Source organism: Thioclava sp. NS-SX20 (genome assembly GCF_057380695.1).
In genome coordinates this window covers 1,995,843-2,013,143 of sequence record NZ_CM170816.1, presented here as the reverse complement: position 1 = coordinate 2,013,143, position 17,301 = coordinate 1,995,843, and the positions used below count along the sequence as shown (strand labels likewise).

Genomic DNA, 17,301 nt, shown 5'->3' with positions numbered 1-17,301 from the left:
CATTGATCTTGTTCTTGCCCTAATCCTGTCGCATAGTCCGCAGCAGTTTTGAGCAAGTTTTTTGACGTGAGGCCGGTTTGGACGAGGACTATTGGTTGGGCATTGGGGCGGACCCCGCCTTTGCTGGAAATTCAGATGCAGAGCAGCCTTATCTCAGGATCGAAGAGATCCGAGATGTAGAGCCGCTGGACAGCCAGTTCGGGACATTGCCGAAGAAAACGGTTCCTGATGTGCTTTACGAGCCGTTCTTTGGTCAATCGGATCCCACAGAGGCCGAAATCGAGAAATTTGGTTCGCTCGATGCCGTTCCTCAGTTGAAGACCTATGCTATTCTCGACGCGGCCAAAGTCCCCAATCTGCCAGAAATCCTTGAACAAAGCGGATTGGCCTATCGCTGCTTGTTCAAAGGCGGGGCAGCGAAAGAGCTTAAAAAGAGCGCCCCATATCTGGTCGATATGAGCTTGGGGAACCGGTCTGGTGAGGAACCCGCGCCGGGGTCGCCGTTCCATCGCAACTTCTTCCGAAAATACTGGGGCAAGAATGTTGGAATACTGCTACGAACCACTGCATCGATGGATGAAATTTGGTCGCATTTAAGAAAATTTACACGTCTCCAGGTCGAGCAGGACAAGAGATGGGTCTTTTTTCGATATTGGGACCCGCAAATCACGCCTTGCTATTTTGACAGTATCAGGGATCTTCCCCAGAAGATTGTTCAATGGCTCTATATGCGCGATGATCAGCGCGTGGCCTTGATTGCAGGCGATCAACCAGAGTCGCAAAATGCTTGGCTGATCCGGCCTTGCTTTGAAAACCTCGTAGGTGTCAAAGCGAAGGGCATTCCAGTGCTGTCTGATGTGGAACTGGACGGTTTCGAGCGTTTCAGGGCCTATCGCTATGAGACGCGCGCCATGGCATTCTTCCGAGATCAGTTTCCGCAGAAAGCCGCTGCGTTAACGGATGACTCGCTCCGCCAGGTGGTCCGCATCGCCAGTCAAAAAGCTAAGGCAAAAGGGATTGCTTCTGAGAAGGACCAATTCAAATATTTGATCGCTGTTGCGTTTTTGGGATGCTATTTTGAGGATGATTCGCAATATCGTACTACTTTGACATCCATTGGCTGGTTTTCTGAGAATGAGCGCGCTTACGCGCCTTACATGGCGGGCTTGACCGAGGTTGTGAGTGCGCATGTTGCGGATATCCATAAAGATCTGGCGCGCCCCAAGCGTATACTCTTAGGGTTCGAGAGGATCTATTCCAGCCCTTCGGATCAGCTGACCTATGACCATATTCGAGGTATTTTAAGCAATATCTGGCCCACACGGTGTCAACGCCTTGGTGTGGAGCAGGTCAATGCGTTCATTAGCCAAGCCGGCGGCTTGGCGCAACACCGCTTCAACCTGTCTGGCAGCGATCTCGTTGCTTATGTTGTCGCTGCGATGTATTTCGGATCAAATTTTGGTGGCGACCCGCTATTCCCATGGGCATCCGAGGCGATTGCGCAGCCTAATGTTGAAAAAGGTCGGCATCAAATCGGAGCTGTTGTTTTTGATATTTTTGCGAATTTTTGGAAAGAAATGAAATGAGTAAGGAATTTTTCCAAGGAATTTCTGATGCAATCGAAAGTATTTTCTCTTCACCTGTCAAAGCGGCATCATTGCCAAGCTCAACCTCGGAGGGGAGTGGGTCATCAAGTACAGCTTCAAGTGATCCTGTAGTTAAAGATGACCCGGTGAAAAGCGCAGAACGCGCAGCCGAGCAGCAGGGGTCAAGCGAAGATCCAGGGTGTTTATCCGGCAAATGCTGTCAACTTGTGACTGAAGCAATGATTCGCGCTGTTTGGCCTCACGGAAACGCAAAGAGAATAAGTATTGTTGCTGAAGGTCTTAACATAAATATCAATGATGGGAAAATTGATAACGAGCTTCGGCTAACGCATTTTATCGCTCAAGCGAAGCATGAAACAGGGCCTAGCTTGGCTTTCGCTGAAAATCTGAATTATGGCGAAGAGGGGTTATTCACTAGCAGTTATACTTATTATAATGGGCATAGAGATCGTTGTAAAAGAGATGCACGCAACGTGGAGGCGATCGCAAACAATGCGATGGCTGATGAAAATAGAAAACCTAGATTTCAGCTTGGAAACACACAACCGGGGGATGGTTGGCGCTATAGAGGTCGTGGCTTACATCAACTTACCGGGCGTAATAATTATCGAGATTTCACCAGAGACCATGAGAAAATTTGGGGCGAAAAAATAGATTTTGAAGCCAATCCTGAATTAGTGGACCAACCGATTTACGCTGTTAGGTCTGCATTGGCATTTTGGGTTCGAAAAAAGTTATATGATATAGCAGACCGAGGTGCGTCTGATGACGTGACAGACGATATCACTAGAGTAATAAACAGTGGTCTGTTTAATACAAAGGAGAGTATCAAGAAACATGTGATACCGCGACGCCAAAACGTTAATGAAATTTATAGTCGGCGCGTTTTTAAAGATGTCTGCTTCAATACCTCAAAGTTATTAAGCAATGCGAAAGCTAGAGAACCCAGATGAAATATATTATTATTTTATTTTTCTATATTTGTTCCACCATTTGTGTCTGCGCTCATGATCTCCGAGAAGGGCAGGTCTTAATAACCCAGTCAGATGAGTTATCTGAAGTAGAGACGAATAATATAAGGGCATCTTTGATGCCGAATTATGATGATGACATCTCTTTTTTAGAAGTGGTTGATAAAAAGAATACGAAGAAAAAACGTATTGGGCTATCTCCTTACTACAGATTTGATAGGACGACTGTTAAGAGGGCTGGAGAAATTAATTTCTGCTCTCAACTTGGCTATTATGTGGTTTTGGAGGTGTATCTGGAGCCTCGAACCGCATACTTATTTGAAAAAGAAGAGGGGGTATACGATTCACTGTTTTTGTTCGATTCTAAGGTTGATTTGGTTGGCCAAATTAATGAATCAAAAGATAAAGATTTAGATGTATATAGTCTTTATTCATCAAAAGAACTGACATGTGCCCATGGTGAAGTTTCGCTTTCGAATCCATAAATTGTTGGGTGTCTCTGAGAACGTGCTCTGCCTCCTGAAAACTGGATCGATTGAAGTTGGAGTTTTTCGCTAAATTTTCCTGGCTGGAAGAGGAGCGGAAACGCATGAAGTCATCGAAGTTCACGGAGGCGCAGAAGGCGTTCATCCTGAAGCAGGGCGAGCAAGGCACGCCGGTCGCGGAGATATGTCGTAAGGCGGGGATTAGTCAGGCGACTTACTTTAACTGTAAGAAGAAGTACGGCGGGCTCTTGCCGGATGAGATGCGCCGGTTGAAGGCCCTTGAGGACGAAAACACCCGCCTGAAGAAGATCGTGGCGGACCTGACGCTGTATCGGGAAATGCTTCAGGATGTCATTCGCCGAAAGCTCTGAAGCCTGGCTGTTTGCGCGAGATTGTAACCGGGATGTGCGTCGATTGTGACCTGCCCCCTGCCGGTCCCTCATTCATAACGAGAGTCTGCAGGTTGGATCTGGGTATTCGGCTTCTCCGTCTGACGCAAGCGCGCCGAGCGCGTAGCCCTCAAATTGCTCAAGCGTCCGGCGCGCTTGCTGCGGTGTCTGGTTGGCTAGGGACGAGTGTGGCCTGACCGTATTGTAGTCGTAGCGCCAGAGCGCCAGCTTGCGCCGCGCATCATTCAGGCTGTCGAATATCTCTTCGTTCAATAGCTCGTCTCTGAGGCTGCCGTTGAAGCTTTCGATGAACGCATTCTGCTGCGGTTTTCCTGGATCAATGTAATGCCACGGCACGGTATTCTCATCGGCCCATTTCAGGATGGCCCGACTGGTAAACTCGGTCCCATAGCATGTTGGGAATGACGCGCTGTTGAAGGTTATGGCCACCTGCGTAGCCTCCAAAATTGCGCAGCAGGCGGCCATAACCGGGTCTCGGATCTCTATGGTGGTTTCAGTCGCTTTGGCCAGGACGCGGGAGGCGCTGCACAACAGCTGGGACAAGAACGATCCGAAGGATGCCCAAGTCATTCTGCACATGCTGCAGATCGGCGCGGTGCAGATCTTTCAGGACCCGATGGTGGCCGGCACGAATGACATTCAGGAATTGTCTAAGACCCATGATGCCGTGTCGCGGTCCAAGACCGAGCTGTGGCACCGCATCCTTACCCACTACCTGCCACTCTACTTTCCCGAAGCCGACCGGTTCCATCGCAGCTCGCGCACCGACTGGTTCTTGGCCTTCCTCGAGATGTTCCCCTCTCCACACATGATCTCTGCCCTAAGCAAGGAGGAGTTCACCAAGGCGGCATGGGAAGTGGTCGGACGCAAAGTCGAGAAGACCCTCATGTTGTCAGATATTTACGAGACGGCAAAGACCTCAGCAGGATTGCCTGTTTTGCCTGATTCAGATGCCATCCGCATGTTCCGTATGATGCTGGCCGAAGGCAGAAGCCTGATCCGGCAACGCAACGCCATCGCCGCAAAGATGGCACGCACCATTCACGCCGTGATCAAATCCGGCGAACCCTATCGTCCCTTCTTCGAGGGGACGAGCCCAGGCGGAAGGACTTCTCTCTCAAAGGGCCGTGGAGGCGCATGACGCGACCTCGTAGATAATGTTCGGGCCTTCCGCTTGGGATTTAGGATCTCGTCTTAAGGACGGTGAGGGCGGTAATCAGTCCGACCCTGTATTTGCTATGGAAGAGACCACTTCTTGACGGCGGAGCCCGCCTGGGCGACTGTTCCAAAGGTATCCGGTCGCTCGGATGCCCCGTGATCTGACGCCCAAAACCGTGTTTTGTTCCGGAGCTAGGACGTTATCACTGACAATGCAACCGGGCTTGCCGTAGATCCGGATCAGGGCGCTGAGCTCACGGGCAACCCGTGCTCCAGACAGGCTGGTGTCCGCGACGAGGCACAGGCATTCTCGAGTGCAATCGTCAATCACCGCCAGAACCCGAAACTTCCGCGAGGCACCGAAGCTGTCGGAGACGAAGTCCAACGACCAGCGCGCATTGGGGCGTCCCGCAGCCGGCACGGTCGCGCGCGATTTGATCGACATCGTGAAGCATGCCGTCCCGTCTCGTGCCTGCCGACCATTCTGGGGGCTTCCCACGCGCTCGTCGAGCTGATGATCGAAATCGGCCAGTTGCACCGCGTTCGGGTGGAACATTCGCTCGCAAGCAAGATCGGCAAAGCCGTCAACAGCCAAAGGCTGAAGCCGATCCTTCGGTTTCTGGAGACGAGATTTCCGTTGGTTGAAGAGGTACCAAAAGGCTTCGCCTATCTCTCCAGGGCTACCGAGAAATCCCGCGCCGAGGCGAAGTTTATCCTCGAAGTGATGTTCCACGGCCATCTGAAGCGGGCTATCGGGTGTCAGGCGCACACGGGTTTGTAGCAGTGGTGTTCGATCCGGAGGAGATCCAGGCGCTGGCCGAATCTCCTCCGCCCGGTCTCTCCGAAGCCTCGTGTTTCCTGATTAGCTGACCCAAGGAAACAAAGGTTCCTTTGAAACCCAGATCATGCCGCCTTCGGGCGGCATTTTTTATGAACTTTCGATGGCCATTTTCTCTGTGTGAAATGGACAAATGGTGGCCTCAGTGCGGAAACCGGCATTTTAGGATGTGTATTTTCAATAGCTTATGACGTATCAAAAGTCTCAATGGATAATAATTAATGGGTCCAACATCAAGAATAATTATATGATACTTTGATGGCTGGTTTATTAATTTTTGAGATTTGATCTTTGGATGAAGCTGGCTTTTGGCTAACGTTCGGCTCTGAGACGTGTGCCTGGAATCCGTTGCCTAGATCTGACGTTGTGAAGGTAAACCTACCTAAAGTGCGCCCTCTGGATGCACAATTCGGTGTTTGGCCGCGGAAAAACCTGCCTGAATCCGTCTCTGAATATCTCTTCGAAGATAGTATTGTAGAAAATTCTGAAACACTGCGGCAGACGTTTGCTATCTTGGATGCGGCCAAGACAACCGCTTTACCAAGCATGCTTCAGGAAAGTGGTCTAGCTAACGTAAGCCTTTTTAACGGAAAAGCCGCCGAGGATTTGGCGGAGGTCGCGCCTTATTTGGTCCAGCTTGATGTGAACAACGACTTTGTTCGCAGGCTTTTTACGGATACAGATTCCAGAGTTGGTTTATGGCGGTGCCAACTTGGTATCTTCATAAAAAAGTGACGCCACACTCGAAAAGCTGCAACGCGTTTTTCGCAAATTTACTCGCGTACGTGACCAAGAAGGAAAATGGAGCTTCTTTCGCTTTTGTGAGCCAGAGGTAGCGAGTGTTCATTTTGAATATCTTTTGAGGCACAGCGTTGGTTTCATACCGCAGATGGCCATTCGATCAATTATACAATCTTTCTACTCGACGGATGTGCTGCACAATACTCGATGAAAAAATCAACTTCACCAGATGTTTCATCCCCGTTTCAGCTGCAGAATGCGGAAAAGCAAGCCTTCAAAGCGAGACGAATGGAGAAAAGCCTTGAACTGATTCAACATCGGCTAGCAAGACTTTTCCCCGACAAAAGTACGAGCCAAATCCATGATACGGTGCAAATGATTACCGCACGTTTTGTTCCTTACGGGTTTCGTAATACCGGTTCGCTTTTTGCGCTGAGTTGGTTCGAGCTTCAGAATGGACCTAACTTCGACCAGAAAATGCCGCTAAAAATGTTACGAGATTTGCGAGAGGTCAACACACCAGAGGATTTGCGTATCGCGAAAATCCGTGCGTGTTTGAATTTTTAATGCGAGTTGATTCATGAGAAAACCCGCGACATTCATGCTGTTGAGCCTCTTTTTGCTCCTCCTGCCAGCTTGCTGGTCAGACGCTGAGGTGCTTGATAATCTCAAATACGAGCTTGCATCAACAGCAGGTTGGCCGATTGTTGCTGTGATCGACTCGCCGTTATTCATCAGTTCTCAGGGTAATATTGAGCCTGCTCCGATTTATCGAAGCGGAGGATATGAGGGAACGATTGCAAGCCACCCAATTAAAAATGTTTTGAAAGATAGCTCTGTTAGGACGCAAGTAACTTTTAAGGTGACTTGGTATGAGGTGGTGACGGGCAATATATATTCCGCATCGCTCGACATAGATATGCGGGAGCTCAAACCCGATCCTATCACGCCGGACTATGGGGCTCTTATTTTTCGAATTTCCGCGGATGGGATACTGCAGGCGGTTACCTATGATGAGACCTACCCGCCAAGCGCCACGCCAAGCCCGCCGATAATTCTTGACCAGAGTTGTGGCAAGGCAGCTGATTTTGAACGCGGATTGAAGGTTTCGGATTTTCAGGAAAATCTCGATCATCCAATCGTCAAGAACGCTTTTCAATATCAGATTCCCACCAAAAACATTCCAGCCCATTGCAATTAAGAGACAACGACATGGACGGTTCTTCTTTTCCCACGGATGAATTCGACGATCTACAGAAAAAGGGAGCTATCGATTCTGTAACAACAACTTGCCCGCTCATCGAAGTCGAGATTGCAATGTTTTTCGACGGCACTGGTAACAATCTGGCAAACGTCGAGGAAGGAGATAAGATTCGCGCCGCCGGCGGCGAAGTTACCGAAGCAAGCTACGCGAATGATCTGAGCAACGTCGCAAAGCTATACAGAAGTTATTCAGGAAATGTCCCTAGAGAAGAGCGCAATGATGACGGAGGGATAAAGACCTTGCGTTCTTCGGCGATTATCGACGGCATCGGTACGACCACTGGGCAAGAAGATAGCGTTTTGGGTTTTGCGGTTGGATGGGGTCGCTCAGGTGTAGATGAACGTGTAAAAGATGGATTTCTGGAGTTCTTACGTTATGTAAATGCAGCCAAAGCCAGAGGCGATATTAAGTCTATCAAGCTTGACGTCTTTGGCTTCAGTCGCGGCTCGGCTGCTGCGCGGCATTTCGTCAATTGCGTAAAACGTGGGAATGCTGGCCATGGCTATGGCGGACCGTATTATGAGTTGCAAGACGAGGAAAAAGCCAAGCCGGAAATCAGGTTTCTTGGCATTTTCGATACGGTTGTCTCGTGGGGGCTAGTCGCAAATGATAGCGGCTGGGGCAATCTGATGATTACACTACCCGACGATATAGCAACAAAAATCGTCCATATCACTGCGCTAGATTGAATGTCGGGAGAACTTCCCCCTGACTGAAGCGCCCAACAGTGCTGAGACTATTCGCATGCCGGGCGCACATTCCGATATCGGAGGCGGCTACGCGGATTTCTTCACTGAACGGGTTGAGATTACCCGCCCCCAATCAGATTTTGACAACTTTAAGCGCCGCCCGAGCGAAACTAGCCGGGTTTATAATTTCAGTGACTTTACCCCTGATGATCTTGCATTGTTTAATCGGCTCGTCGCCGAAGGCTGGATTAACGAGACAGACCATGATGCGGTGACGCGAGAGTATACCCCAGTCGGATCCAATCCTTACGATCCTTACTGGAACCGTCGGTTTATGTCGCGCAAATGGCTGAAAGACCCACGCCTCGCGCATGTCGCACTGCACGTGATGTTTCAGAAAGCTGTGGATGCAGGTGTTCCCTTCACGACCCTGATCAAAGGAGCTAACTACGATCTGCCTGAAGGGGAGGAGGTTTTAAAAGAACTGACGGAGCAATTGATAGCTGGAAGGGTTTTTACCCCAGAGGAGAGTATCAGATACCGCCGCAACTATGTGCATCACTCTTCGAGTTGGGCTCCGATGGGGCCGTTTTATCCTATGCAACCCCATGAAGGGGCTAGCCGCCGTACTGTCTACAACAACGATGGTTCAACCAAGCAAGATTAACTGTTCTGCCCCGGGGTATGAATTGAACGGCAAAGGCTATGCGGGTGACTTGAACGTGTAGGTGCTAAGCATCAACATGCGCAAATAGATCGCTATCCTGAGCAGTACGACTTTGCTACACGATGGCGTTCTCGGGCCTGACGAGAAGAATGCCGATATCTTTGTCTTCTTGCGCGGAGTTATGACGCATTAGTTTAAGAAAAGCGCACTGCTGGGTAAGGCAAATTTAGGTTCGTGTGTCATACATGTTATCTGATTTTGTTAGATTTCTAGACGGCTGCTCGGTGGACAAAAATCACGAGCATGCCCCATCACTACTGTTTCTTCCCTACCTACATTTCGGCTTATTCGGTTCGCTGAACTAGGGTCTGTTGACGTTCACCATATAGCCGCATTCAATCGGGTATTATGTCGCCTAGTTGACTTGCGGCCGATACTGCACCCACAAGCTGATACGGCTATCTAGGGATTGGGTCCAAAATGCTTGAGGTTTGGGCGAGAACCGAATGGCGCGTGCAGTTGAAAAGACTCACGAAATTTTCTCGATTGGGCTGCTATGTATCGACCCCGCGGAATCTGCTCAGGTTAAGCCGCTAATTTGAATGCCTCAGTAGGCGTGCGCATGGCAAGGGCCTGATGAGGGCGGCGGTTGTTGTAGAAAGCGATCCAGTCGGCGATGACACGCATTGCGTGTTGGATTGTCTCGAAACGGTGGCGCTGCACACATTGCTCCGTCAGCGTCCTGATGAAGCGTTCAACCATGCCGTTCTGTTGCGGGCAGTGCGGGGTTATGAACTCCTGCTTCAGCCCGTAACTACGGACAATTTTTGTGAAGTGGTGGCTGGTGAAGACCAAGCCGTAACACCTTCGGAACGCATCGGTCGGAGATGCTATGATCGCCTGCGCAGCCCCCAAATCGCGCAGCAGGTGATCATAGCCGACGCCAGGTCCCTATAGTGGTTTGTACGAACCACACCACGAGGGAGACCGACTATGACCACGATGAGTATTACACACACGAAGACTGTTTTGGCCGCAATCGACATCGCCAAGTCGCGCCGCAGAAGATTGACGGTTCTCAATCGGCTGGAAGATTTTGACCGTCTCATACAGGCTCTGACAGGATACGGTCTACCTGTCCGGGTCGCATTCGAGGCTACCGGATGCGTGCTGACGCGCTTCCTGCGCTCAACCCGTTTGTCGCGGAAGATTCCCCCAATCTCCACCAGCAAAGAACTGCGTCTCATGTCACGATTGCATACCGTTGTATGGGGGCGAGATCTTTATGCTTGAGGCCGCTTTCATACGATGCGCTGTCTCTCGGTCTGGTGTCTGGTTTGCGGGCGAGGCGTTCGCTTCCGTGCATTGGAAAAGCGGCGCCTCTTCTCGAGAGACTGCCAAAGTCACAGGGGCCACATGTTCAATTCGGGCTGGGTTCGGGGGCATCCACAGACCCTTGTACCGCCATTCCTCAATGCCGGGACCGGAGAGGGCTGTCCGGCGTGGCGGGCGGGCTATGTGTACGAGATGCGGTCCGCGTCGAGAAGGGTGCGGAATTCGCTTAGATATTCTTTTCGGTTCTGTGCCAGCCACTGCACGATCTCGGGCGTGGCCAGCAGCTTGCGCAGATATCCGCGGGCGAGGGTCAGATGCAGGGTGTCCATGCCGAAACTGTCTTCGAATGTCCGGATTTTCGTTTGCAGATTGATCAGTTCGCGTTCCATATGGGCAAGCGCCGTTGCCGTGATGGCCTGCCCGTCGGAGCCCGCAGGCTTGCGGCGGCGCTGGGCCAGATGATGGTCAGGCGTCGCTGCAAGCAGGGCCTTGGCAAATCCCGAGCTGAAATTGTTTTGCCCCAGCATCAGTTCAGCCGCCTCGATCTGGCGAAGGGGCACCATCTTGCGCAGGATATCGAAACTTGCCATCGGACAGGACGCGGCACGTAGCAGCTCGGCCGCCTCTGTGCAGATCCCCTCAAGCAGGCGGGAACGGCGCAGGATCGACTTGATATCCAGCCCCAGTGCTGTGGCAATGGCCGCCTCGGGGACACCGCGCGCGATGGCCCGTTTGATCATCTTATGCTCCTGTATCGGGGGCAGACGATTGATGCGCTTGTTATAGGTATAGGTTTCGTCATCGGTGCTGATCAGGCATTCAACGCGGGTCTGTCCCAGATCTTTCAGGGCTTCGATACGCAGGGCACCGTCCAGCAGGAAAAAGCGGTTTCCATCCTTGGGGTGGCGCGCCACAACGGGGGCCTCGACTAGCCCTACAGCCTTCACAGACCCCAGAATCTGTTTGTATTTGCTGCTCTCCTTGGTCTCGGGCCGCAGCGGCTTCAGGGTCAGTATCTGGTCCAGACGCAGCAGAAGGGTCTCCGGCTCGAAGCCGAGTTTGACGGTCGGAGGGGGTAGGGTGTCTGTCATGGTGCGGAGGCCGGTTGCAGCCGCTCGGCCAGCGCCTTGGGCAGGTCATGCAGGCCCTTCTGGCGCAAAAGCGCATGGAAGGCCGTTTCGGACAGGAGGTCGCGCAGGGCCTGCATCACGAAAAGCAGTCGCGCCTGTGTCATGTCGGATTTGCGCACCAGAACCCGCTGGCGGTCCGCCTCGCGCTGGTAGAGTTTCAGCAGGTCGCTCTGGGTAAGCCGCCTTTTGCGGCTTTTCGCGTCAGGGGCGGGGCGGGCCCCCGGCGATTTGGCGGCTTTTGTCTGGGCGCTGCGTTGGGCAAGGAGACGACGGATCTGCGCAAGTTTCTTCCCCTTGAGATGCCCCTCGGCATAGGCATCCATCAGGAGGTTCTGCACATTGTCCCCTTCGGCCTGCGCGATTTCGGCGGCCAGCGTGACCGGAATGAGCCCGGTCTCGACTGCGGCCACAAGACGGTCTTCGCCCTTCTCCAGCATGGCGCAGACCAGATGTACCCAGCTCGGGGCGCAGCCGATTTTGGCGGCGATCACCGCCTCGGACATGCCCCGCTGCCGCAGCGCGCCGATTTCGTTCATCAGCTCGATGGGGCGGTGCTGGCGGCGCGCGATATTCTCGACGAGGCTCATGATCATGCATTCGGCGTCACCGGCTTCGATAATGACCGCAGGGATCGTTGTCTGGCCCAGCATCCGGAACGCCTCCAGACGCCCCTCGCCGCAGACCAGCTCGAAGCGGTCGCTTTGCGTTGCGGCACGCCGTAGCGTGATGGGGCGCTTCAACCCGATCATATCGATATTCTCGACGATCTCCTGATGGATCTGGCGGTTTCTGGCCCGCGGGTTCATGACCTCGATCTGTGCGATCGGGATGATCTGCACGCGCTGTGCGGGGGCGGCGTCCATCAGGCGATCTCCTCTAGGGGCTGTCTTCGGGCAAGCTGGAAGAGCGGGGCGGGCGTGTCGCTGCGAAAAGCCTCCAGAGCGAGGCCGTTTTCTTCCTCCAGCCGGAGCTGGGCGGTACCGATCTCGATCAGGGGAAGCAGGAAGTAATCCAGAGCGCGGCGGTTGCGTGGATCCATCCGGATCACAAGGGTCAGATCGGGTATCCGGCTGGTGTCCAGCCGTATCCGCCAACGCAACCGGCCACTGGGCAGGGCATGGCAGCGCGCGATCACCAGTGACAGCGTCAGTTCATGGTTCAGGCGCAGCTCTCCGGCGGCGGTTTCATGGATCTGCCCACCGGCGTCGCGGATGCCCTGGACGACCGCGTCGACGAGCGCGGGATACATCGCGCGCAGGCGTTTGTTGATCTCGATATAGCGATAATCCCTGCGCGGGTGATAGCCGACAAGGCGATACGCCCTGAGCAGGCTGCCGAACCGGCTAGCATAGGCATGGCTGGAGGGCAGCCCTTCGGCCTCGTCAATGATCAGGCCGGACAGCGCGCCTTGTGCCGTAAGCAACCGCTCCAGCGCCTGTAGCATGTCCTGATCGGACAGACGCGCGCTGCGCGCGGCGATCCGGTGCGCGGCAGCTGCAAACTGGGAGGGCTCAACAAGCGCGGGAAAACTGTTCGGGGCACGGACCCACTGCTGTGGATCGTTACGGATGCGGGTTTTCTTCAGCTTGAACGACACGCGGTTCCAGACATTCGTGCCGATATATTTCTCGTTGATCAACAGTTGGTGGATGGTCCCGCGTGTCCATGCCCGCCCCAGATCCGTCTTGAGGCCCTGACGGTTGAGGGCGGTGGCGATATCGGTCTCGCTCAGGCCGTTTTCAACGAAATCGCGATAGATGCGGCGCACCGTTTCGACCTCTTCCGCAGGGCCGGGCACGAGGATGACACGGTCGGTCTGGAGGCACTTATGCTCGCCGCGCGCCAAAGGGCCCTTGGGTAGGCCGTGCTGGTCGATCAGCAGACGGCGCAGGCCGAATCCGGCAGGGCCACCTTGCCGGAACCCCTTTTCGATCAGGCGGCATTGTCCGGTGAAGACCTTGTTGGACAATTCGCGGCTATATTCGCCCGCCATCGCGCGTTTCACGCTTTTGACAATGGTGGCGATGGGTCCGCCGTCATTCTCGAAGGGCTCGGCGCAGTAGTGGATGGACACGCCGGACCGACGGCAGATATATTCGTAATAGGCGCTTTCATCCGCATCCTGAAAGCGTCCCCAGCGGCTGACATCATAAACCAGCAGGGCCGTGAAATCCGCCTGACCGGTGGTGATGGTCTCGATCAGGGCTTTCAGCGCGTCCCGTCCTTCAAGGCGCAGGCCGCTTTTGCCCGCATCCGTATAGCTGCGCACGATGTCCATCCCGCGTCGCGCTGCATAGGCCTGAAGCGCCTCGCTCTGGTTTTCTGTCGAATACCGCTGATGGTCCGTAGACATGCGGACATATTGCGCCGCGCGGATCAGAGGGGCAGCGGATGCTGGGCTGTCGCACGGCTGGGGCATGCCTTGTCTCCTTGCGCATTGCCAAGACCGTCTTGGGGATGCGCCGATGATAGTGCGAAACCCTTTTGCTTTTGTGACAGGCGGTCGGGCCGGCAGGGGCGGCCGGTTGTTCGTGGCTGGCACTGGGCTGGGGCTGGGCTGGGGCTGGGGCTGGAGTTGGGCTGGGACGGATGGCAGGCACGGGCGTGCCGTCACGCGGCGGGTGGGGCGATGTCTTCCGTCTTGCGGCGCAGGCCACCTGCCGCTTGCAGGATCCGCAGCAGGCGGCGCCTGTCTCCGGCAATCAATGCGGTGACAAGGCCTGCAAGGCATCCCCGTGCCTTGAGATGGGGCACAAGGGAGGCATGGCTTTGGGTGGGAAACAGCAGGTGGTCGCAAGAGCTGTGTAGACCGAAGCCACGCGCCTGCACAAGGTCGTCTTCCAGACCATGCGCCAGCACCGTGTGACATGTCGCAGGGGGCTGCGGAGCGACCGGCCAGCGCGGGTCTTTCAGTGGCGCAATCCAGTCCCGCCAGCGGGCGCAGCCGGTTGCGGCCTGTTGGAGCGAGCTTTGCGGGCCGAAGGCCAGCACGGCCTGCACCGGCAGGATCTGCGTCGCGATCAGCGCGCAATAGGCCCCCATCGACAGCCCCATCGCCGTGACATGCCGCACCGGTCCCTGTGTCTGCGCATAGGCAAAGGCATCGCGCAGGCTGGTGGAGAACTCGGGCGCGTTGCCCCATCTGCGATGGTGGTCCATGACAAACAGCGCAGGGCGGGGGGTGCCTTGCGCCCTGTGTCCTGTGGCGCTGGCCACAAATTCCGGCGCGGGCAGGCGGGAGGGATCATGCCCGATCGAGGAGAAGGAGATCACCAGATCGGCCCCTTGCCCCGCGCAATAGTCGATCGCAAGGCCGTCCCTTTCGAGAATGCGGTGCAGCTTGGGCGGGCGGGGCGACACTATGGGCACGGGGGCTCTCCTTCGGATGGTCCCAATAGCGTCCGGCGGGCCGTATCCGCAAGCCTTCGCCGGATTTGGCCTTCGCCAGATTTGGCCTTCGCCGGATTTGGTCAAGTGGTCACGGGGGGCTGCGCCATATGGCCGTGCAGATAGGACGCATGGTTCGGCCAATGCATCAAGGCCGCCCCGGAAGGACGGCCTTGGCTGATACCGGCAGTGCTGCGCAGAGCTCAGCGTGCGGGGCAGGCGGCCGTATAGGAGCGGCCATAGCGGTCCGTATAGCGGCAGGTTTTGGCATCGGGATTGGTGCGTTGGGCCACGACCTCACCGGCAATCAGGCCTACGGCTGCCCCTGCTGCAGCCCCCGAGATTGCATTCGTGTCGTTGTTATCCGCGATATTCGCCCCGAGGGCCGCACCGGTCAGCGCGCCAGCCGTGCGGGTCTGGTTGGCGGTCTGGCAGGCCGCAAGGGCAGCAACCATCGGCAGGACAAGAAGAACTTTTTTCATCATGGGCTCCAGTTACAGATACATAGCGGGGCCGGTTCGGGACCCGTCATCAAAGACCTAACGCCCGTGCGCCCGAACAAGTTCCCGCGTTTGTTATCGTGGCGCACTTGTCCGCTGTTACGAATGCTTCATCTATGTGTCACTGGAACTTCGTATCCGCTTGGCACCAAAGACGATAAGAGATGTATGAGGATCAGGGTATGTCCGAAAGCTTCGCCCCGCCTGTCCGGCAACGGCGCGTCAGAACGCTTTTCGTATCGGATTTGCATCTTGGGGCTTGGGGCAGTCAGGCGGGACGGTTTCTTGAATTCCTGAAGAAAACCGATGCCGAGACCATCTATCTGGTCGGCGATATTCTCGACATCTGGCATGGCGGCACGCCGTTCTGGTCGCCGGCGCATGATGCGGTGATGGACGAGCTGCGCCGCCGGATCCGTGCCGGTGTGCGGGTGGTCTATCTGCCCGGCAATCATGATGCGGAGTTGCGCAAACGGCTGGGCCGCCGCTTTCAGGGCATGGAACTGGTGGACGAGCTGGTCCACCGTGCCGCCGACGGGCGGCAGTTTCTTGTGCTGCACGGCGATCAATGCGATGCGCGGCTGTTCCGGTTCCATTTCATGACGCGGCTCGGGTCGCGTTGTGATGCGGGGCTGCGGCAGGTGGATGCATGGGCGCGGCGGGTTCTGCTGCGGTCGTTCCATCGCCTCCCCGAGCGCAATCTCGTCGAGATGATGATCGCCGGAACCAATATGCTGATGACGGCGGGCAATAAGTTCGAGGCGCGCCTGATCGAGCTGGCCCGTTCGCGCGGGGTGGATGGCGTCATTTGCGGCCATTTCCACAAGCCGGCCTTGCGCACCATCGAAGGAGTGGTTTACGCCAACTGTGGGGATTGGATTGACAGCCATACCGCCATGATTGAGACCGAAGACGGGCGGCTCGAACTGCTTGAACTGCGCCCCGCTGCGCAGCGCAAGGGCCGCAAGCTTCCGCAGGGGGCCGAGGTACAGGCGTGACGACATTGGACTTTTTGCTGCTTGCCCTTGTGGCGGTGCTGCTGGGCGTAGAGCTTGTGACGGTGGCGCTTTGTCTGTGGCGCTATCGAAGCACAGAGGTTTCGGCCCCTGTGTCGCAGCCGAAATTCACCCTTCTGCGTCCGGTTTGCGGGCTGGACCGTTTTGACGCAGAAACGCTGGAAAGCAGCTTTTTGCTGGACTATCCCGATTACGAGGTGATTTTCTGTGCCGCGCAGCAGGAGGACCCCGCCGTGGCTGTCTTGCAGGGGCTGGTGGCGAAATATCCCCATGTTCCGGCACAGATCCTGATCGGCGATGACCGGATTACCGGCAATCCCAAGCTCAACAATCTTGAGAAGGGCGTGCAGCGCGCCGTTGGAGAGTGGCTGGCGATGGCGGATGCCAACCTGCTGCTGCCTGCCGATTATTTCACCCGTATTCTCGAGGTGGTGCAGGCCGATACCGGCCTTGTGACCAGCCCGCCCATCGGCACGCGTGCGGAAAATCTCTGGGGCGCGGTCGAGGCGGCCTTCCTCAACAGTTTTCAGGCGCGCTGGCAGATTTCGGCGGATATGCTGGGCAACGGTTTCGCGCAGGGCAAGACCTTGTGCTGGCGGCGCGATGTTCTGGCTGCGGCAGGCGGGCTGGTGGCCTTGGGGCAGGATCTGGCCGAAGATGTGGCCTCGACCAAGGCGGTGCGGGCGCAGGGCCTGAAGGTGCGTCTTGTGCGCCACCCCTTCACCCAGCCTGTGGGGCGGCGCAGCTTCCGCGCGGTCTGGGACCGCCAGCTGCGATGGGCGCGGGTGCGCCGTGACGGGTTTCTGGCCATTTTTGCCGCCGAGATCCTGTTGGGCCCGTGGCTTCCGGCGCTGCTTCTGCTTGGCATGGGGCAGGGGGCGCTGGTGCCTGTCCTCTGGGGGCTGTGGTATCTTGCGGAATGGGGGCTGGCGCGCGTTGCAGGCTGGCCGCACGGCCCGCGCGACGTGGCGGCGATGGTGCTGCGCGATATCCTGATGCCCGCGCTATGGGCGGTCACATGGACGCGGCGCGGCTTTGAATGGCGCGGTTCTGCTATGGATCGCGGTGGTTCCCTAACCCCACCGAAAGCCGTAAAGTAAAGA

The 17,301-nt window shown here is 55.6% G+C and carries 16 protein-coding genes and 5 pseudogenes; 13 read left to right on the top strand and 8 right to left on the bottom strand.

Annotated features, from left to right (window positions below):
- Window positions 1-77: 77 nt before the first annotated feature.
- The 4 genes and pseudogenes from AC2ISB_RS09780 to AC2ISB_RS09765 form a co-directional block, all read left to right on the top strand.
- On the top strand, window positions 78-1,586 hold the full coding sequence (locus AC2ISB_RS09780) for a DUF4123 domain-containing protein (RefSeq protein ID WP_486574865.1): 1,509 nt from the start codon (window positions 78-80) through the stop codon (window positions 1,584-1,586).
- A complete protein-coding gene (locus AC2ISB_RS09775; protein ID WP_486574863.1) occupies window positions 1,583-2,560 on the top strand; it encodes a glycoside hydrolase family 19 protein in 978 nt (325 codons plus the stop codon). The genes AC2ISB_RS09780 and AC2ISB_RS09775 overlap by 4 nt, the downstream gene beginning before the upstream one ends.
- Complete coding sequence (locus AC2ISB_RS09770) at window positions 2,557-3,063, top strand: hypothetical protein (RefSeq protein ID WP_339108018.1); 507 nt, start codon at window positions 2,557-2,559, stop codon at window positions 3,061-3,063. The genes AC2ISB_RS09775 and AC2ISB_RS09770 overlap by 4 nt, the downstream gene beginning before the upstream one ends.
- Window positions 3,064-3,167: 104 nt before the next feature.
- A pseudogene (locus AC2ISB_RS09765) lies at window positions 3,168-3,478 on the top strand (transposase); the annotation flags it as partial.
- Between the two features lie 28 nt (window positions 3,479-3,506).
- Here AC2ISB_RS09765 and AC2ISB_RS09760 read toward each other — a convergent pair.
- Window positions 3,507-3,860 (bottom strand): annotated as a pseudogene (locus AC2ISB_RS09760) (integrase core domain-containing protein); the annotation flags it as partial.
- A 58-nt stretch (window positions 3,861-3,918) separates the two neighbouring features.
- Here AC2ISB_RS09760 and AC2ISB_RS09755 point away from each other — a divergent pair.
- A pseudogene (locus AC2ISB_RS09755) lies at window positions 3,919-4,614 on the top strand (IS110 family transposase); the annotation flags it as partial.
- Between the two features lie 216 nt (window positions 4,615-4,830).
- Here AC2ISB_RS09755 and AC2ISB_RS09750 read toward each other — a convergent pair.
- A pseudogene (locus tag AC2ISB_RS09750) lies at window positions 4,831-5,043 on the bottom strand (DDE-type integrase/transposase/recombinase); the annotation flags it as partial.
- A gap of 717 nt (window positions 5,044-5,760) precedes the next feature.
- On the opposite strand from AC2ISB_RS09750, the gene AC2ISB_RS09745 reads away from it, so the two are divergent.
- The 5 genes from AC2ISB_RS09745 to AC2ISB_RS09725 all read left to right on the top strand — a co-directional run bounded on the left by AC2ISB_RS09745 (window position 5,761) and on the right by AC2ISB_RS09725 (window position 8,830).
- Window positions 5,761-6,204, top strand: a complete 444-nt coding sequence (locus tag AC2ISB_RS09745; protein ID WP_486574860.1) for a DUF4123 domain-containing protein — start codon at window positions 5,761-5,763, stop codon at window positions 6,202-6,204.
- 213 nt (window positions 6,205-6,417) lie between these two features.
- Window positions 6,418-6,777 (top strand): hypothetical protein, encoded by a 360-nt coding sequence (locus AC2ISB_RS09740; protein WP_486574858.1) that lies wholly within the window; start codon window positions 6,418-6,420, stop codon window positions 6,775-6,777.
- 13 nt (window positions 6,778-6,790) lie between these two features.
- A complete protein-coding gene (locus tag AC2ISB_RS09735) occupies window positions 6,791-7,411 on the top strand; it encodes a hypothetical protein (protein WP_486574856.1) in 621 nt (206 codons plus the stop codon).
- 11 nt (window positions 7,412-7,422) lie between these two features.
- On the top strand, window positions 7,423-8,163 hold the full coding sequence (locus AC2ISB_RS09730; RefSeq protein WP_486574854.1) for a DUF2235 domain-containing protein: 741 nt from the start codon (window positions 7,423-7,425) through the stop codon (window positions 8,161-8,163).
- A gap of 55 nt (window positions 8,164-8,218) precedes the next feature.
- Window positions 8,219-8,830 (top strand): hypothetical protein, encoded by a 612-nt coding sequence (locus AC2ISB_RS09725; RefSeq protein ID WP_486574852.1) that lies wholly within the window; start codon window positions 8,219-8,221, stop codon window positions 8,828-8,830.
- Between the two features lie 585 nt (window positions 8,831-9,415).
- On the opposite strand, the gene AC2ISB_RS09720 is transcribed toward AC2ISB_RS09725, so the two are convergent.
- A complete protein-coding gene (locus AC2ISB_RS09720; RefSeq protein ID WP_486574850.1) occupies window positions 9,416-9,685 on the bottom strand; it encodes a transposase in 270 nt (89 codons plus the stop codon).
- A gap of 138 nt (window positions 9,686-9,823) precedes the next feature.
- Between AC2ISB_RS09720 and AC2ISB_RS09715 the strand changes: the two are divergent.
- Window positions 9,824-9,994, top strand: a pseudogene (locus AC2ISB_RS09715) (IS110 family transposase); the annotation flags it as partial.
- Between the two features lie 350 nt (window positions 9,995-10,344).
- On the opposite strand, the gene AC2ISB_RS09710 reads toward AC2ISB_RS09715, so the two are convergent.
- The 5 genes from AC2ISB_RS09710 to AC2ISB_RS09690 form a co-directional block, all read right to left on the bottom strand.
- Window positions 10,345-11,256, bottom strand: a complete 912-nt coding sequence (locus tag AC2ISB_RS09710) for a plasmid partitioning protein RepB C-terminal domain-containing protein (protein ID WP_486574848.1) — start codon at window positions 11,254-11,256, stop codon at window positions 10,345-10,347.
- A complete protein-coding gene (locus tag AC2ISB_RS09705; RefSeq protein ID WP_486574846.1) occupies window positions 11,253-12,158 on the bottom strand; it encodes a plasmid partitioning protein RepB C-terminal domain-containing protein in 906 nt (301 codons plus the stop codon). Before AC2ISB_RS09705 ends, AC2ISB_RS09710 begins: the two co-directional genes overlap by 4 nt.
- The gene (locus tag AC2ISB_RS09700; protein ID WP_486574844.1) at window positions 12,158-13,714 is read right to left on the bottom strand and encodes a recombinase family protein; all 1,557 of its coding nucleotides are present in this window, start codon (window positions 13,712-13,714) and stop codon (window positions 12,158-12,160) included. Before AC2ISB_RS09700 ends, AC2ISB_RS09705 begins: the two co-directional genes overlap by 1 nt.
- 191 nt (window positions 13,715-13,905) lie before the next feature.
- Window positions 13,906-14,664 carry a hypothetical protein gene (locus AC2ISB_RS09695; protein ID WP_406721206.1) on the bottom strand — a complete coding sequence of 253 codons (759 nt, stop codon included), beginning with the start codon at window positions 14,662-14,664 and terminating at the stop codon, window positions 13,906-13,908.
- A 221-nt stretch (window positions 14,665-14,885) separates the two neighbouring features.
- Window positions 14,886-15,164, bottom strand: a complete 279-nt coding sequence (locus tag AC2ISB_RS09690) for a YMGG-like glycine zipper-containing protein (protein WP_339108011.1) — start codon at window positions 15,162-15,164, stop codon at window positions 14,886-14,888.
- A gap of 200 nt (window positions 15,165-15,364) precedes the next feature.
- On the opposite strand from AC2ISB_RS09690, the gene AC2ISB_RS09685 reads away from it, so the two are divergent.
- Together AC2ISB_RS09685 and AC2ISB_RS09680 are read left to right on the top strand one after the other, a co-directional pair.
- Entirely contained in the window at window positions 15,365-16,180 is an 816-nt protein-coding gene (locus AC2ISB_RS09685) for a UDP-2,3-diacylglucosamine diphosphatase (protein ID WP_486574842.1), read from the top strand.
- Complete coding sequence (locus tag AC2ISB_RS09680) at window positions 16,177-17,298, top strand: ceramide glucosyltransferase (RefSeq protein ID WP_486574840.1); 1,122 nt, start codon at window positions 16,177-16,179, stop codon at window positions 17,296-17,298. The genes AC2ISB_RS09685 and AC2ISB_RS09680 overlap by 4 nt, the downstream gene beginning before the upstream one ends.
- Window positions 17,299-17,301: the final 3 nt, after the last annotated feature.

Excerpts from the sequence above, each read along its gene's own strand:
- AC2ISB_RS09700 (WP_486574844.1), bottom strand. The coding sequence starts at position 13,714 with ATGCCCCAGCCGTGCGACAGCCCAGCATCCGCTGCCCCTCTGATCCGC.
- AC2ISB_RS09725 (WP_486574852.1), top strand. The coding sequence starts at position 8,219 with ATGCCGGGCGCACATTCCGATATCGGAGGCGGCTACGCGGATTTCTTC.
- AC2ISB_RS09735 (WP_486574856.1), top strand. The coding sequence starts at position 6,791 with ATGAGAAAACCCGCGACATTCATGCTGTTGAGCCTCTTTTTGCTCCTC.
- AC2ISB_RS09740 (WP_486574858.1), top strand. The coding sequence starts at position 6,418 with ATGAAAAAATCAACTTCACCAGATGTTTCATCCCCGTTTCAGCTGCAG.
- AC2ISB_RS09690 (WP_339108011.1), bottom strand. The coding sequence starts at position 15,164 with ATGAAAAAAGTTCTTCTTGTCCTGCCGATGGTTGCTGCCCTTGCGGCC.
- AC2ISB_RS09685 (WP_486574842.1), top strand. The coding sequence starts at position 15,365 with ATGTCCGAAAGCTTCGCCCCGCCTGTCCGGCAACGGCGCGTCAGAACG.
- AC2ISB_RS09730 (WP_486574854.1), top strand. The coding sequence starts at position 7,423 with ATGGACGGTTCTTCTTTTCCCACGGATGAATTCGACGATCTACAGAAA.
- AC2ISB_RS09770 (WP_339108018.1), top strand. The coding sequence starts at position 2,557 with ATGAAATATATTATTATTTTATTTTTCTATATTTGTTCCACCATTTGT.
- AC2ISB_RS09705 (WP_486574846.1), bottom strand. The coding sequence starts at position 12,158 with ATGGACGCCGCCCCCGCACAGCGCGTGCAGATCATCCCGATCGCACAG.
- AC2ISB_RS09775 (WP_486574863.1), top strand. The coding sequence starts at position 1,583 with ATGAGTAAGGAATTTTTCCAAGGAATTTCTGATGCAATCGAAAGTATT.
- AC2ISB_RS09710 (WP_486574848.1), bottom strand. The coding sequence starts at position 11,256 with ATGACAGACACCCTACCCCCTCCGACCGTCAAACTCGGCTTCGAGCCG.